The organism is Friedmanniella luteola (assembly GCF_900105065.1).
GTDB lineage: Bacteria > Actinomycetota > Actinomycetes > Propionibacteriales > Propionibacteriaceae > Microlunatus > Microlunatus luteolus.
The window spans coordinates 270,142-284,302 of the sequence record NZ_LT629749.1; the positions used below are offsets into that span (position 1 = coordinate 270,142).

At 76.8% G+C, this 14,161-nt stretch carries 14 protein-coding genes; 10 read left to right on the forward strand and 4 right to left on the reverse strand.

Annotated elements, in window-relative coordinates; genetic code table 11:
- Nucleotides 1-2 precede the first annotated feature (2 nt).
- The 8 genes from BLT72_RS01305 (at nt 3) to BLT72_RS01340 (ending at nt 6,209) form a co-directional block, all read left to right on the forward strand.
- Nucleotides 3-698 (forward strand): hypothetical protein, encoded by a 696-nt coding sequence (locus BLT72_RS01305; protein WP_091409065.1) that lies wholly within the window; start codon nt 3-5, stop codon nt 696-698.
- A gap of 505 nt (nt 699-1,203) precedes the next feature.
- Nucleotides 1,204-2,277, forward strand: a complete 1,074-nt coding sequence (gene ssd / locus BLT72_RS01310; protein WP_091409068.1) for a septum site-determining protein Ssd — start codon at nt 1,204-1,206, stop codon at nt 2,275-2,277.
- A complete protein-coding gene (locus tag BLT72_RS01315) occupies nt 2,274-3,425 on the forward strand; it encodes a TadA family conjugal transfer-associated ATPase (RefSeq protein ID WP_091416404.1) in 1,152 nt (383 codons plus the stop codon). The genes ssd and BLT72_RS01315 overlap by 4 nt, the downstream gene beginning before the upstream one ends.
- Nucleotides 3,422-4,246, forward strand: coding sequence for a type II secretion system F family protein (locus tag BLT72_RS01320; protein WP_091409073.1), 825 nt, complete (start codon nt 3,422-3,424; stop codon nt 4,244-4,246). The genes BLT72_RS01315 and BLT72_RS01320 overlap by 4 nt, the downstream gene beginning before the upstream one ends.
- Before the next feature lie 3 nt (nt 4,247-4,249).
- Nucleotides 4,250-5,035 carry a type II secretion system F family protein gene (locus BLT72_RS01325; RefSeq protein ID WP_091409077.1) on the forward strand — a complete coding sequence of 262 codons (786 nt, stop codon included), beginning with the start codon at nt 4,250-4,252 and terminating at the stop codon, nt 5,033-5,035.
- 150 nt (nt 5,036-5,185) lie between these two features.
- On the forward strand, nt 5,186-5,449 hold the full coding sequence (locus BLT72_RS01330; RefSeq protein WP_091409080.1) for a DUF4244 domain-containing protein: 264 nt from the start codon (nt 5,186-5,188) through the stop codon (nt 5,447-5,449).
- 11 nt (nt 5,450-5,460) lie between these two features.
- Entirely contained in the window at nt 5,461-5,835 is a 375-nt protein-coding gene (locus tag BLT72_RS01335) for a TadE family type IV pilus minor pilin (protein ID WP_091409083.1), read from the forward strand.
- Nucleotides 5,832-6,209 carry an Rv3654c family TadE-like protein gene (locus BLT72_RS01340; protein ID WP_197677155.1) on the forward strand — a complete coding sequence of 126 codons (378 nt, stop codon included), beginning with the start codon at nt 5,832-5,834 and terminating at the stop codon, nt 6,207-6,209. The genes BLT72_RS01335 and BLT72_RS01340 overlap by 4 nt, the downstream gene beginning before the upstream one ends.
- A gap of 11 nt (nt 6,210-6,220) precedes the next feature.
- Here BLT72_RS01340 and BLT72_RS01345 read toward each other — a convergent pair whose 3' ends face one another.
- Genes BLT72_RS01345 through BLT72_RS01355 form a run of 3 tightly spaced genes read right to left on the reverse strand, consistent with a single transcriptional unit; the run spans nt 6,221 to nt 9,217 of the window.
- The gene (locus tag BLT72_RS01345; protein WP_091409090.1) at nt 6,221-6,475 is read right to left on the reverse strand and encodes a DUF6191 domain-containing protein; all 255 of its coding nucleotides are present in this window, start codon (nt 6,473-6,475) and stop codon (nt 6,221-6,223) included.
- Nucleotides 6,472-6,831: a hypothetical protein gene (locus BLT72_RS01350; RefSeq protein ID WP_091409092.1), complete on the reverse strand. Its 360-nt coding sequence runs from the start codon at nt 6,829-6,831 to the stop codon at nt 6,472-6,474. Before BLT72_RS01350 ends, BLT72_RS01345 begins: the two co-directional genes overlap by 4 nt.
- Before the next feature lie 37 nt (nt 6,832-6,868).
- On the reverse strand, nt 6,869-9,217 hold the full coding sequence (locus tag BLT72_RS01355) for a DEAD/DEAH box helicase (RefSeq protein WP_091409095.1): 2,349 nt from the start codon (nt 9,215-9,217) through the stop codon (nt 6,869-6,871).
- 145 nt (nt 9,218-9,362) lie between these two features.
- On the opposite strand from BLT72_RS01355, the gene BLT72_RS01360 reads away from it, so the two are divergent.
- Complete coding sequence (locus tag BLT72_RS01360; RefSeq protein ID WP_091409099.1) at nt 9,363-11,753, forward strand: sodium-translocating pyrophosphatase; 2,391 nt, start codon at nt 9,363-9,365, stop codon at nt 11,751-11,753.
- An 89-nt stretch (nt 11,754-11,842) separates the two neighbouring features.
- Nucleotides 11,843-13,120, forward strand: a complete 1,278-nt coding sequence (locus BLT72_RS01365) for a CPBP family intramembrane glutamic endopeptidase (RefSeq protein ID WP_091409102.1) — start codon at nt 11,843-11,845, stop codon at nt 13,118-13,120.
- A 108-nt stretch (nt 13,121-13,228) separates the two neighbouring features.
- Here BLT72_RS01365 and BLT72_RS01370 read toward each other — a convergent pair whose 3' ends face one another.
- Entirely contained in the window at nt 13,229-14,140 is a 912-nt protein-coding gene (locus BLT72_RS01370) for an oxygenase MpaB family protein (RefSeq protein ID WP_091409104.1), read from the reverse strand.
- Between the last annotated feature and the right edge of the window lie 21 nt (nt 14,141-14,161).

Here is a 14,161-nt window from a genome sequence, read left to right on the forward strand (position 1 = left end):
TCGTGCCCGACCCGCTCGCCGACCTCGCGCAGCTCGAGGGCGTGCCCTCCGCGGTGGCCTCGGCGCTGGACGCCGTCGACGCGGTGCTGCGCGACCGCGGCCTCCGCCGGCTGAGCCCCGAGCAGGTCGCGGCGTCGCTGCTGCTGGGCGCCCGGGCCAGCGCCGGGCTGACCGGGCAGGCGGACCGCTGGTTGCCCGGGGCGGTCCGGCTCTCGACCGAGCTGACGACCCTGGCGGGGACGCTGCGGGTCGCGCCGGCGCAGGCCCTGGCCCGTGCGCACGTGCTCGTCGCGCAGGGGCAGGTGCCCGACGAGGACCTGGGCCGGGTCCGCGCCGACGGGGCGACCACCGAGCGGCTGGCCGGGTTGACGACGCTGCTCACGCGACCGGGCGCCGGGTCGGCGGTGGTGCTGGCTGCCGTGGTGCACGCCGAGCTGGCCGACCTCGCGCCCTTCGGCACGGCCGACGCCGTCGTGGCCCGCGCCGCCGAGCACCTGGTGCTGGTCTCGGCGGGCGTCGACCCGCGCGCGGCCATCCCGGTCGAGGCCGGGCACGCGGACGCCGGTCCGGCCTACGGTGAGGCCCTGGCCGGCTACGCCACCGGGTCGGTGGCGGGGGTGCGGGCCTGGTTGCTGCACTGCGCCACCGCGCTCGGCCGCGGGGCGGAGCTCTCGGCGCTGCGGTCCCGCACCGGCTGAGGCCTGGTCCGGCCCGGTGGTGCGGCGCAGCGGAGTGTGTGTGGCACGGCGCCCGCAGGGCGGGCGCCGTGCCGAGCCCGGTCCGGAGCGACCATGCGTGCAGGTTCTCCGCGTTGGCCCAGGAAGACCTGGATCTCAACTGCCCCTCAGGGATGGGTGATCGCCGCGTGGGTACTGCCGTCTCGAGCTCTCGACCGGTCGGGGGGTGGCGTCCCTGCGACCGATCTGGTGACCCACCAGGTCGCTCGCCTCGGGCTCCTCGCCACCGGCTTCGCGGTCCTTACCTGCGTCCTTTGTACACGGGAAGTTCGGGCAAGTGAAGGGTTTCCCGGACCGCGCCCTCTTTGACCGGACATGACGCGGAGGAGGTGCGACCGGGGCCGGTCGGGGCGGTCCGCGCCCCTGTCCCGTCCCGTTCGTCCACAGGGCTGGACCTCGTCCGAAGGGCGTCCACAGGTCCCGCCGACGACGTCGGGTCCGGGCGCCGGGTCCCCAGACTGACGCCATGGACCTGACCGGACCTCCCCAGCCCGTCGTCGTGACCGGGGACCCCGAGCTGCTGAGCCGGGTGCACGCGGTGACGGCCACCCTGGCCGTGCAGCCCGTGCTGGTGGACCAGCCGGCCGAGGTCCGCGGGGCGTGGGCGTCGGCGCCGCTGGTGGTCGTCGGGCCGGACGCGGCGGCCGACGTCGTCGGGCTCCGGCTGCCGCCCCGGCGGGGCCTGCTGATCGTCGGTCGGGACCAGGACCCGGCAGCCGCCCTCCGCCACTCCGCGGTGCTCGGCGCCGCGGTGCTCACGCTGCCCAGCGGCGCCGAGGCGCTCGCCGCCGCCGTCGGCGGGCGCGGTGGCCGACCGCCCGGCTCGGGCCGGCTGCTGGTGCTGACCGGGGCGGGTGGCGGCGTGGGCACCTCGACGACGGCGGCCGCCCTCGCGCTCACCGCGGCCCGGGACGGCACCCCGACGGCGCTGGTGGACCTGGACGAGGCCGGCGGGGGTGTCGACCTGCTGCTCGGGGCCGAGCAGCAGGAGGGCTGGCGGTGGCCCCGGCTGGCGGGGGCCCGGGGTTTTCTCGGCGACCTGCGCGGCCAGCTGCCGGTCGTCGAGGGCGTCGACGTGCTGTCGGTCGCCCGGTTGCCGTCGGCGCCGCCGCCGCTGACGGCGGAGGCGGTGGGGGCGGTGCTGCTCTCGCTGCTGCGGAGCCATGCGCTGGTGGTGGTCGACCTGCCGCGGCAGCCGGCGGTCGGGGCCGCGGAGGCCCTGCGCCAGGCGGACGAGGTGCTACTGGTGGTGCGCGCGGACGTCCGGGGCGTGGCGGCCGGCCGCGAGGCCGCCCGCGCCCTCGCCCCGGCCTGCGCCGTGCTGCGCGTGCTGACCCGGACGGGGCGTCGGGGCGGGCTGGGCGCCGACGCCGCCGCCGAGGCGCTGGGACTGGGGTCGGCCGGGGTGGTGCCGCACGACCCGGCCGCGGCCGTCGCGGCCGAGCGCGGTGAGCCGCCGGGCCGCTCGGCGCGCAGCCCGTTGGCCCGGGGCAGCCGGGCCGTGCTGGACCGGTGCGTCCCACCGGTGGCGGCGGCGTGAGCGCGCCGGTCGAGCTGGACCCGCTGCGCACCCGGCTGGTCGCCCTCGGCCGGCCGCACACCGCGCACGACGTGGCCGAGGCGATGCGGGCCGAGGGCCGGCTCGTCACCGACGCCGTCCTGGTCGAGACGGTGGAGGCGCTGCGACGGCACAGCGTCGGGGCCGGACCGCTGGAGCCCCTGCTCCGGCTGCCCGGCGTGACCGACGTCCTCGTCAACGGTCCGGACCAGGTGCTCCTGGACCGGGGTGCCGGGCTGGAGCCCGCCGCCGTGCGGTTCGGGTCCGACGCCGAGGTGCGGGCCCTGGCCCAGCGGCTGGCCGCGTCGGTCGGTCGGCGCCTCGACGACGCCTCGCCCTTCGTCGACGCCCGGCTGCCCGACGGCACGCGGCTGCACGCCGTGCTGGCGACGGTGGCGCAGCCGGGCACCTGCCTGTCCCTGCGGGTGCCCGCGCGGCGCGGCCTCGGGCTCGACGACTTCGTGGCCTCCGGGGCGATGGGCCCCCGGGCCGCGGCCCTGCTCCGACGCGTGGTCGAGGCCCGGCTGGCCTTCCTGGTCAGCGGCGGCACCGGGTCGGGCAAGACGACGCTGCTCAGCGCCCTGCTGGCCCTGGTGCCGGCCGACCAGCGCGTCGTGGTGGCCGAGGACTCCCGCGAGCTCGACCCGGCGCACCCGCACGTCGTCCGGTTGGAGGGCCGGCCGGCCAACGCCGAGGGGGTGGGCGCCCTGACCCTGACCGAGCTGGTCCGCCAGGCCCTGCGGATGCGGCCGGACCGGATCGTGGTCGGGGAGGTCCGCGGCGGGGAGATCTGCGACCTGCTGCGGGCCCTGAACACCGGGCACGAGGGAGGCTGCGGCACGGTGCACGCCAACTCGGCGGAGGACGTGCCTGCCCGGCTGGAGGCGCTGGGGGCGCTCGGCGGCCTGGGCCGGGCGGCGCTGCACGCCCAGGTCGCCTCGGCCCTCGACGTGGTCCTGCACATCCGGCGTGACCCGGCCGGGGTCCGTCGGATGGCCGAGGTGCACGTGGTGGTCCGCGACGAGGTGTCCGGGCTCACCCGGACCTCCCCGGCCGTCACCTTCGGACCCGGCGGGCGGGCGCGGCTGGGGCCGGGCAGCGCGCGGCTGGAGAGGCTGCTGGACCGATGACGCTGCTCGCGGTGCTGCTGGCGGTGGCCGCCGCCCTCCTCGGGGTGACCCGTCCGGCGGCCGGTTGGGCCCGCGCGGACGTGGTCGACCAGGCCGACCCGGCACCGCGAACGGGCGGGAGCCCCCGGTCGGCGCGCGTGGTCGTGCTGGCCCTGGGCGGGGCGGCCGGGTCGCTGGTGCTCGGGGCGGTGCTGGCCGGGCTCCGTGGCGTGGTCCTCGCCAGCGCGGTCGGGCTGGTCGCCGTCACCGCCGGCCGGCTCGGTGTCCTGCGGGCCCGGCGCCGGGCGGCCGACCGGACGGCGCGGGAGGTGGTGGAGGGCTGCACGGTGCTGGCCGCCAACCTGCGCGTCGGCCAGGTCCCCGGCCTCGCCCTGGCGACGGCGGCCGCGGCGTGCCCGGTGCTGCGGCCGGCGCACGAGACCCAGCTGCTCGGCGGCGACGTGACCGCGGTGTGGTCACGCCAGGCCGCTCGACCGGGGGCCGGCGGCCTGCGCGAGCTGGCGCGCGCGTGGCGGGTCGCGACCCGGAGCGGGGCGTCGCTCGGCAGCACCCTCGAGCAGGTGGCGCTGGGGCAGTCGGCCGACCAGGCCCTGCGGGCCGTGGTGGGCGGGGAGCTGGCGGCTCCCCGGGCGACCGGCAAGCTCATGGCCGCGCTCCCCGCGCTCGGGCTGGGGATGGGCTACCTGCTGGGCGGGGACCCGATCGGCTGGCTGGTGGCGGGCCCGGCGGGCTGGGTCTGCGCCGTGCTCGGCGTGGCCCTCGCCTGCGCCGGGGTGCTCTGGATCGAGGCGCTGGCCCGGGCCGCGTCGGAGCAGGGCTGAGGTGTGGACGGCGTCGTCCCCGCCCTGGTGCCCGCGGTGCTCGCCGGAGTGGCGTGCCTCCTGGCGGCCCGCTCGCCCCGGGCGGGCCTGCACCGGATCGCCACGCCGCCGTCCCGGGTGCCGGCGCAGGGCGGCGGAGCCGTCGTCCGGGTCGCCCGGGGCCGGCCGGACGCTCCGTCCCCGGCTCGTCGGGTCGGCCTCGGTGCGGGAGCCGGGGCGGGCGCCTGCCTGGTCTGCTCCCGGCTGCTCGACGTCGGCTGGTGGCCGTTCCTCGGCTGGCCGGTGGTCCTCGCGGCCGCGGCCCTCCTGCTCGGCGGCCTCGAGCCGCGGTCGGCCCAGGCCCGGGCGCGACGGCTGGTCGCCGACGTGCCGCAGGCCCTGGAGCTCATGGCTGACGGGCTGGCGGCCGGGCTCCCCCTGCGGGGCGCCTGCGCCACCGTGGTGGACGCCTTCGACGGGCCGGTGGCCGAGGAGCTGGGAGCGGTGCTGCGGGCCGTCGAGCTGGGGGTCGGCGACGCCGCGGCCTGGAGCGGGCTCGTCGGGCACCCGCAGCTCGGCGCTGCCGCGGCGGACCTGGCCCGCGCCGCCGAGTCCGGGACCGAGCTGGTGGCCGCCCTGCGCCACCACGCCGCCACCGCCCGCGAGCAGCGCCGGGCGGCCCTCCAGCAGCGCGCCCGCAGCGTCGGGGTCCGCAGCGTGCTCCCGCTGATGACCTGCTTCATCCCTGCCTTCCTGCTGCTCGGGGTGGTGCCGACGGTGGTCTCGGCCGTGGTGCAGGCGTTCGGGTGAGCGGGGTGACCGTCCACAAGGGGCCGGGCCGGCCGGAGCCCGTGCACAGCGGGGTCGCCAGACCGCACGCTGGACGCCGCCGTCCGGAGACTCTCGCCGCAGCCAACGGGGCTGCCGCACCGCCAGGTGCGAGTCTTCCAGGAGGTCACGATGACGACGACGAACGAGACCGGCCGCGGGGTGCCGCGGGCGGAGGGGGCGGTGGGGAGCGTGCTGCCGGCCCCCACGACGGGTGGCTGGCCCGCCGTCCGCCGCGACCAGCGCGGGATGGTCAGCGCCGAGTGGGCGGTGGGCATCATCGCCGCCATCGGCATCGCCGGGGTCCTGCTCGCGGTGGTGACCAGCGGCCCGGTGGAGAAGGCCATCCTGGAGTTCATCCTGACGGTGATCCGGGCCTTCGCGCGCGGGCTCTGACGGTCGACGCCGTGGTCTCCAGCGGCGAGGTCACGCGTTCGCGCAGCGGGCGCGGGATGGTGACGGCCGAGCTGGCCGTCGCCATCCTGGCGGCACTCAGCCTCTTCCTGCTGCTGAGCTGGGGGATCGTGCTCGTGGTCCAGCAGCTGCGCTGCGAGGACACGGCGGCGGCGGTGGCCCGTCAGGAGGCCCGCGGCGACCGGGTCGCGGCGGCGGTCGCCCGGGCGCAGGCTCCGGACGGGGCCGCGGTGCGGGTGAGCCGGCGGTCGGGGCAGGTGGTGGTGCGGGTGGAGGTCACCGTGCAGCCCTTCGCCGGTGGGCGGCTGGCCGTTCCGCTGGCGGCGGAGGCGGCCGTGGTGCCCGAGCCCGGTGGGCTGGGGCGGTGAGTGTCCCGGTGCCCGGGGCCGCCGGCCAGCGGGGCAGCGCCTCGATCCTGGTCGCCGGCGTGCTGGGGGTCGTCGTCGTGCTCGTCGGCGTCGCCCTGCTGGTCGCCGGCTACGCGATGGCCCAGCACCGCGTGCGGGCGGCCGCCGACCTGGCCGCGGTCAGCGGAGCCGCGGCCTTCGCCGGAGGTCGCGACGCCTGCGCGCAGGCCCGGCGGACCGCCGGGGCCAACGGCGCTTCGCTGCTGACCTGCAGCACCGTGGGGGACCCGGTCGAGTACGTGGTGAGCGTGCGGGTCGCACTGGGCGTGGGCACCCGTGTGCCGGGACTGCCGACGCGCGTCGTCAGCGAGGCGCACGCGGGGTCGGCGCCGTGAGGGGGCGTCGGCTAGGGGTGCTGCTCCGCCGCGTCGGCGGGGCCCGTGGGGTCGGCCGGTTCGGCGGCGTCCGCGGGGAGCTCGGCGTCCGTCGGCTCCGGGTCGGGGGCCGGGCGGCGGACGGTGATCTTGGCGACCCCGGCCTCGAGGTCGATGCCGAACGGCGAGCCGCCGCCGGGCGTGGGCTTGGAGACGAGCATCTTCTGGCGGTCCTTCTCTTCTCGGAGGTGTCGGAGCCCCGGCGGGAAGATCTCGCCGAAGCTCATCGGGATGACGGGTCGAGGGTGGCCTCGTCGGCCCCGGCCGGCTGTGCCTGCCGCTCACCGGAGGACCCCGCGGCCGCGGTACCGGTGGAGGTGGCGCCGGGGGTGGTGACGGCCGAGGAGCGCAGGGCCTTGATGCGGCGGCGCCGGGCCTGGCCCCGGCGCAGGCCGAGCAGCACGAGGGCCACGGCGAGGCCCAGCACCGCCATGGCGGCGGCGCCGGCCAGGAACACGCCGGTGCTCGTCACAGGGACGGTGGCCCCGAGGACGGCGAGGTCGTACGACGCCGGTCCGCCCAGCAGCACGGCGGCCGCGAGCACCAGCACCAGCACCACGAGCACGACACCGAGGGCGACCATCCAGCCAGTATGGCCGGGCGCGGCGGCGGGCGCCGGGCTACGCGCCGGGCCGCAGCAGCCGGAGCAGGTCGGCGGCGAGCGGCTTGTCCAGCCCCCGCTGCGCGTCGGTGCAGTCGGCGGCGACCACGCAGGCCGGGCAGCCGGCGTCGCAGCGGCACGCCTCGACGCGCGCCAGGGCCGCCGCCAGCCAGGCCGGCCCCGCGTCGAAGGCCTGCTCGGTGAAGCCGGCCCCGGCGGGCTGCTGGTCGTAGAAGCTGACGGTGAGCAGGCCGGTCGCGACGTCGGCGGCGCTCGAGTAGCCGCGGACGTCCCAGCGGTCGCAGGGCGCGTGCATCGGCAGCAGGGCCAGGGCGAGGTGCTCCAGCCCGTGGGCGCCCGCTCCCAGCCGCGCGAGCGGGACGGACTCCGCCACCGCGTCCAGCGGCAGGCTCAGCCAGGTCCCGCTGGTCACCAGCCGGCGCTCCGGCAGGTCCAGCGGGGTCGAGTCCCAGACGGTGCCGAGCACCTCGTCCCGCCGCAGGTACCCGGTGACCTGGCTGGTGACCGCGATCTGGCCGCGGTGCAGGTGCCCGCGTCCGAGGGTGCGCCGGTCGTGCTCGGCGAGGACCTCGACGGCGGTGCTGGTCTGCGGCTGGGTCAGGTAGCCGGGCCGGGCCGCCCGGACCAGGGCCTCGAGACCCTCGTGGTCCAGCTCCTCGGTCAGGAAGGTCTCGCCCCCGTGCAGGTAGACGGCGCCCGGGTGCACGGCCAGGTCGGCCGCGACCGGGTCGACGTGCCCGAGCACCCGGCCGGTGTCCACCTCGATGATCTCCACCTGGTCCGCCCGCGAGCCGCGCAGGTCGATGGTGTCGCAGGCCCGTTCGGGCCGCGTCCAGTACCAGCCGTCCCGGCGCCGGCGCAGCGCCCCGCCCGCGGCCAACCGCTCGGCGAGGGCCTCGGTGTGCGGCCCGAACCAGGCCGCGTCCTCGGCCGTGAGCGGCAGCTCCTGGGCGGCGGCCGCCAGCTGCGGCCCCAGCAGGTAGGGGTTGCCGGGGTGCAGCACCGTCGGCTCGACGGGCTCGTCGAGCAGCGCGGACGGGTGCTCGGTGAGGTAGGCGTCGAGAGGGTGGGCGCGGGTCACCAGCGTGACCCGGGCGGGCCGGCCCCGCCGTCCGGCGCGACCGGCCTGCTGCCAGAACGCCGAGCGGGTGCCCGGGAACCCCGCCATCACCACGGCGTCCATCCCGGCGATGTCCACCCCCAGCTCCAGGGCGTTGGTGGCGGCGACACCCGCCAGCCGGCCGTCCTGCAGCGCCTGCTCCAGCTTGCGCCGGTCCGCGGCGAGGTAGCCCCCGCGGTAGGCCGCGACCCGGGGGGCGGGGGAGGGCTCGCCGTCGACGGCCGGCCGAGCCCACGCGTCGAGCTGCTGCTGGGCCCGCCGGGCCACCACCTCGGCGCCGCGTCGGGACGGGACGAAGGCGATGGTCTGGGCGCCGGCCTGCACCGAGCGGGCCAGCAGGGCGGCCGTGTCGTCCTCGGTCGAGGAGAGCGGCTCCCGGAGCACCACCTCGACCGGTCCGCGGGACGAGCAGTCCTCGTCGACCGTGGTGACGGCCGCGCGCGGCACCCCGAGGAGCTCCGCCGCGGTCCGCCCGGGGTCGCCGGCGGTGGCCGAGGCGACGACGAACACCGGGTCGGCCCCGTACGCGGCGGCCAGCCGCCGGAGCCGGCGGAGGACCAGCCCCACCTGCGAGCCGAAGACCCCGCGGTAGCGGTGCGCCTCGTCGACGACGACGAAGCGGAGGGAGGAGAGGAACCCGGCCCAGCGGGCGTGGCCGGGGAGCAGCGAGAAGTGCAGCAGGTCGGGGTTGGTCAGCAGGTAGACCGCCTGCTCGCGCGCCCACGCCCGCGCGTCGGGCCCCGTGTCGCCGTCGACGGTGGCGATCGGCCAGCCGCTGAGGCCGAGCTCGGTGCAGGCGCGCAGCTGGTCGTGGGCGAGCGCCTTGGTGGGCGCGAGGTACAGAGCGGTGTGCGGACGACCGCTGACCCGCCACGCGGCGGTGCCCGTCGGCTCGGGCCGCAGCGGCCCGGCGGGGGGACGACCGGTCAGCGTCGCGGCGAGCACGGGCATCAGGTAGCCCAGCGTCTTGCCCGAGGCGGTGCCGGTCGACAGGGCGACGTGGCGGCCCTGCCAGGCGGCCTCGGCCGCCCGGACCTGGTGCTGCCAGGGCTGGTCGACGCCGGTCCGGCCGAAGGCGTCCCGGAGCTCCGCGGGGAGCCAGGCAGGCCACGGCGCGTGCGTCCCGGTCCGGGCCGGCAGCGCCCGGACGTGCCGGACGCCGTCCTCCTCCTCGTCCGTCTGGGCCGGCGCGGCGAGATCGCGCGCCGCCCCCGTCCCCGTGCTCATCCGGCCAGCCTGGCACGTCCGGGTGCTGGGACGCGCCCGCACCGCCACGCGGGACCTGGAGCGGACCAGTAGGGCATGTGGTTAGACTGCGCCCGGCTGATCCGAGGCCTTTGTTTCGCGTTCACATGGTCGAGGAGGACTTTGTATGCCCGTACTTCCAGTTCCTTTGGAAGTCACCGCCATCCCGGTTTCGGGAGGCAATCTGACCCTCGTCGCCATCGTCGGCGTGATTGCCGCGCTGGCTCTGGTGATGGCCGTGATCTTCCGCCGCGAGGTCCTCGCCGCGGACGACGGCACCGACCGCATGCGTGAGATCGCGCTCGGGGTGCAGGAGGGGGCCAGTGCGTTCCTGGGCCGTCAGTTCCGCACCTTGTCGGTCTTCGCCATCGCGGCCTTCTTCCTGCTCCTCGCGCTCCCCGCCCGGGGCAGCGACGAGTTCGCCGAGTGGACCCTGAGGATCTTCCGTTCCATCGCCTTCCTGGCGGGCGCGGTGTTCTCGGCCCTCATCGGCTACCTGGGCATGTCGCTCGCCGTCCGCGCGAACGTCCGGGTGGCCTCCGCCGCCCGCAGCGCGGGCCGCGACGTGGCCATGAAGATCGCCTTCCGGACCGGCGCCCACGTCGGCATGCTGACGGTCGGCCTGGGCCTGCTCGGCGCCTCGCTCGTCGTCTTCTCGTTCCGCAGCGACGCCCCGGTCATCCTCGAGGGCTTCGGCTTCGGCGCCGCCATGCTGGCCATGTTCATGCGGGTCGGCGGCGGCATCTTCACCAAGGCCGCCGACGTCGGCGCCGACCTGGTCGGCAAGGTCGAGCAGGGCATCCCCGAGGACGACCCCCGCAACGCCGCGACCATCGCGGACAACGTGGGCGACAACGTCGGTGACTGCGCCGGCATGGCCGCCGACCTCTTCGAGTCCTACGCCGTCACCCTGGTCGCCTCGCTGATCCTCGGCAAGGCCGCCTTCGGCGAGGCCGGGCTGGTCTTCCCGCTGATCGTCCCGGCGATCGGCGTGGTCACCGCGCTCATCGGCATCTACCTCACCAAGCCGCGCACGGGGGAGAACGGCCTCAAGACCATCAACCGGTCGTTCTACCTCTCCGCCGGCATCTCGGCGGTGCTCTGCGCGATCGCCTCGTTCGCCTACCTGCCGTCCTCCTTCGCGGGCCTCGGCGTGCCGGGTGCGCAGGAGTTCACGGGCCCGGTCGACGACCCGCGCGTGGTCGCCATCGGCGCCGTCGTCATCGGCATCGTGCTGGCCGTCGTCATCCTGGCGCTGACCGGGTACTACACCGGCACCGAGGACCGCCCGGTCAAGGACATCGGCCGGACGTCCCTCACGGGTGCGGCCACCGTCGTGCTGGCGGGCATCTCGGTCGGCCTCGAGTCGGCCGTCTACACCGCCCTCGTCATCGCCGCGGCCGTCTACGGCGCGTTCCTGCTCGGCGGCTCGGGCGTCGTGGCGCTGTTCGCCATCGCCCTGGCCGGCTGCGGCCTGCTGACCACCGTCGGCGTCATCGTCGCCATGGACACCTTCGGGCCCGTCTCCGACAACGCCCAGGGCATCGCCGAGATGTCGGGCGACGTCGACGGCGAGGGCGCGCAGATCCTCACCGAGCTCGACGCCGTCGGCAACACCACCAAGGCGATCACCAAGGGGATCGCGATCTCCACGGCCGTGCTGGCCGCGACCGCGCTGTTCGGCTCCTACACCGACGCCATCCGCGACGTGCTGGCGGACCGGTACGCCGACTTCGCCGCCGAGGCGGTCGTCTTCGCCCCGCAGACCCTCGTCGGCCTGATCCTCGGCGCGGCGGTGGTCTTCCTGTTCTCGGGCCTGGCCATCACCGCGGTCGGCCGCGCCGCCGGCGCCGTCGTCTACGAGGTGCGCCGTCAGTTCCGGGAGATCCCCGGCATCATGGAGGGCACGGGCAAGCCGGAGTACGGCAAGGTCGTCGACATCGTCACCAAGGACTCGCTGCGCGAGCTCGCGACGCCCGGCCTGCTGGCGATCTTCGCCCCGATCGCCGTCGGCTTCGGTCTCGGCGCCCCGGCCCTGGCCGGGTACCTGGGCGGGGCCATCGCCTCCGGCACCCTGATGGCGGTCTTCCTCGCCAACTCCGGCGGCGCCTGGGACAACGCCAAGAAGCTCGTCGAGGACGGCAACCACGGCGGCAAGGGCTCACCGGCCCACGAGGCCACCGTCATCGGTGACACCGTCGGCGACCCGTTCAAGGACACCGCCGGCCCGGCCATCAACCCGCTGATCAAGGTGATGAACCTGGTCGCGGTGCTGATCGCGCCGGCCGTGGTGGCCATGTCGCCCTTCAGCGAGACCCCGAGCGCCTGGCGGTTCGCCATCGCGCTGGCCGCGCTGGCCATCATCGTCGCCGCGGTCGTGGTCAGCAGCCGTCGCGGCATGGCGATGGCCGAGTCCCCGGACGCCCCGGCCGGTCCCAGCGGGCCTGCCGGGACCCTCGGCCAGCACGGGGCCGGGGACGACCTCACGGTCCAGCCCCGCACCGAGCACACCGCCTGACGAGTCGGCGGCCTCCGCCGTCCACAGGTCCACCCTCCACCGGCCCCGAACCGCGTCTGCGGTTCGGGGCCGGTGGCACACTGGCTCCGATGAGCGACCAGCACGGTGACGCCGGCCCCGCCCAGCCCGACCCCTCCGCCGCCCCCGGCCCCCAGCGCGCGCCGCTCCCGTACGCGGGCCCGCCGGACCCCGGCGGCCAGCACCCCCCGCAGGCCCACCAGGCCCAGCCGCCGTACCCGGCTCAGCCCTTCCCCGGTCAGCCGTACCCGGGTCAGCAGCCGTACCCGGTCCACCTCCACGGCGCTCAACCCCCCGGCTACCCGCCGCCGGGCCACCCGCCTCCCGGCTACGGCCCGGCCGTTCCCTGGGGGCCGCCGCCCCGCCCGCCCGCGCTCCCGCTGGAGGCCGTCCGGTACTCCCAGCTGCTCCGCGGGCCCCGGCACCGCTGGTGGAAGCCGCTGCTGACCGCCCTGCTGGCCGGCGCGATCGCCCTCGGGCTGAGCGTCGTCACCGTCATCCCGCCGCTCGTCGTCGGCCTGGTCACGGGCGTGCCCGACCTGGCCGGGTACGTCCTGCGGAGCCTGACCGAGCTCGACGCCCTGGGACCGGTGGGCTTCGTCGGGATCAACCTGTCGCTGGTCATCCTCATCCCCACCGTCATGTTCTCCATCTGGGCCGTGCACGGCGTCCGACCCCGGTTCAGCAGCTCGGTGACCGGTGGGATCCGCTGGGGCTGGATGCGGCGCTGCCTGCTCGTCGTCGTCCCGATCTGGGTGCTCTACGTGGGCATCACCCTGCTCGTCGACCAGCCGAGCGGACCCCGGCCGGGGCACTGGGTCCTCCTGCTGGTGGTCGTCGTGGTCATGACGCCGTTCCAGGCCGCCGGCGAGGAGTACTTCTTCCGCGGCTGGATCATGCAGGTGGTCGGCTCGTGGTTCCGCCGCCCCGTCGTCGGGCTCGTGGTGACCACCACCCTCTCCACCGTGGCCTTCTGCGCGGCCCACGGCAGCCCGGACCCCTGGATCCTCGGCAGCATCGGGTGCCTGGCCGTCGCGGGCTGCCTGGCCACCTGGCGCACCGGCGGGCTCGAGGCGGCCATCGCGATGCACGCCGTCAACAACGTCCTGGCCTTCTCCAGCGTCATCGTCTTCGGCGGCTGGGACAACGTCTTCATCGGCGCGGACAGCAAGGGCACCTTCCTGCAGTTCGTGCTGCTGGTGGTGGTGCACGGGCTCGCGCTGGCGCTGATCTGGCGCCAGGCCGGCAAGCTCGGCCTGCCGTACCTGACCCGCCCCGCCGCGCCGGCGCCGCCCGCCCTCCCCGTCGCGGCCTGGCCGCCGGTCCCGGTCGGCCCCCTGCCCCGCTGAGCCGGTCCCGGACCCGGCGGCAGCACGCCCGAGCTGGCGGCGTCCGCGGTCGTGACGCGCTCGACGGGCGTCGGTGCCCTGGTGGTGCTGGGGGTCGGCGTCGCCCGGTCAGCCGGCGGCGGCCGGCTGGGGCCGCTGCGGCAGGCCGGTGGTGTCGCTGAGCGCCCAGCGCAGCGTGACCACCGCCGAGCGGGCCAGCGGTCGGACGAGCAGCCGGTCGGTCGCCGGCAGGGTCGGCAGCCGCAGCGTGCTGCGCACCCAGGGCGGCAGCGTGGCGACGGCACCGGCCGCCAGCACGCCGAACCCCAGCCGGGCCGGCCCGGTGAGCGGCGGGTCCCGGAGCAGCAGGGTGGCGACGTCCCGGGCGGCGGGAGTGCTCCGCAGCTCGGGGCGGTAGGACGCCAGCAGCGCGAGGATCTCCTCCCACGTCTGCGGAGGGTCGACGACCCCCAGGCGCCCGGCCACCTCGCCGGACTGGGCGACGTACGCGTCGACCTCGGCGTCGGTCAGCCGCCGGTGGCCGAAGGCCTGGAAGGTGGCGACGAAGCTGTCCACCTGGGCGGCGTGCACCCAGCCCAGCAGGTGCGGGTCGCTGGCCGCGTAGGGCCGGCCGGCGGGCGTCGTCCCGGTCACCCGCTTGTGGATGGCCTGCACGATGCGGATGATCCGCTCGGCGTCCTCGACGGTGCCGTAGGTGGTGGTGGCCAGGTAGCGGCTGGTGTTCTGCAGCCGGCCCCAGGGGTCGCCGCGGAAGCCCGAGTGCTCGCTGACGCCCTGCATGGCCACCGGGTGCAGCGACTGCAGCAGCAGGGCGCGGATGCCGCCGATGAACATCGACGTGTCGGCGTGCACCTGCCAGATCACGTCGCTCTCGCTGAACCAGCGCTCGCCCTCGGTGAACCAGATCCGCTCGTGGCTCTCGTCGAACTCGGCGCCGCCGACCCGGTCCCGCAGCATCCGGGCCAGGCCGGCCCGCTGGCGCCCGATCAGCGGTCGGGGGTCCAGCGGCAGGGGAGACATCACGCGGATCGTACGCTGGGC

Excerpts from the sequence above, each read along its gene's own strand:
- ssd (WP_091409068.1), top strand. The coding sequence starts at position 1,204 with ATGGACCTGACCGGACCTCCCCAGCCCGTCGTCGTGACCGGGGACCCC.
- BLT72_RS01320 (WP_091409073.1), top strand. The coding sequence starts at position 3,422 with ATGACGCTGCTCGCGGTGCTGCTGGCGGTGGCCGCCGCCCTCCTCGGG.
- BLT72_RS01330 (WP_091409080.1), top strand. The coding sequence starts at position 5,186 with ATGACGACGACGAACGAGACCGGCCGCGGGGTGCCGCGGGCGGAGGGG.
- BLT72_RS01345 (WP_091409090.1), bottom strand. The coding sequence starts at position 6,475 with ATGAGCTTCGGCGAGATCTTCCCGCCGGGGCTCCGACACCTCCGAGAA.
- BLT72_RS01350 (WP_091409092.1), bottom strand. The coding sequence starts at position 6,831 with ATGGTCGCCCTCGGTGTCGTGCTCGTGGTGCTGGTGCTGGTGCTCGCG.
- BLT72_RS01355 (WP_091409095.1), bottom strand. The coding sequence starts at position 9,217 with ATGAGCACGGGGACGGGGGCGGCGCGCGATCTCGCCGCGCCGGCCCAG.
- BLT72_RS01360 (WP_091409099.1), top strand. The coding sequence starts at position 9,363 with ATGCCCGTACTTCCAGTTCCTTTGGAAGTCACCGCCATCCCGGTTTCG.
- BLT72_RS01365 (WP_091409102.1), top strand. The coding sequence starts at position 11,843 with ATGAGCGACCAGCACGGTGACGCCGGCCCCGCCCAGCCCGACCCCTCC.
- BLT72_RS01370 (WP_091409104.1), bottom strand. The coding sequence starts at position 14,140 with ATGTCTCCCCTGCCGCTGGACCCCCGACCGCTGATCGGGCGCCAGCGG.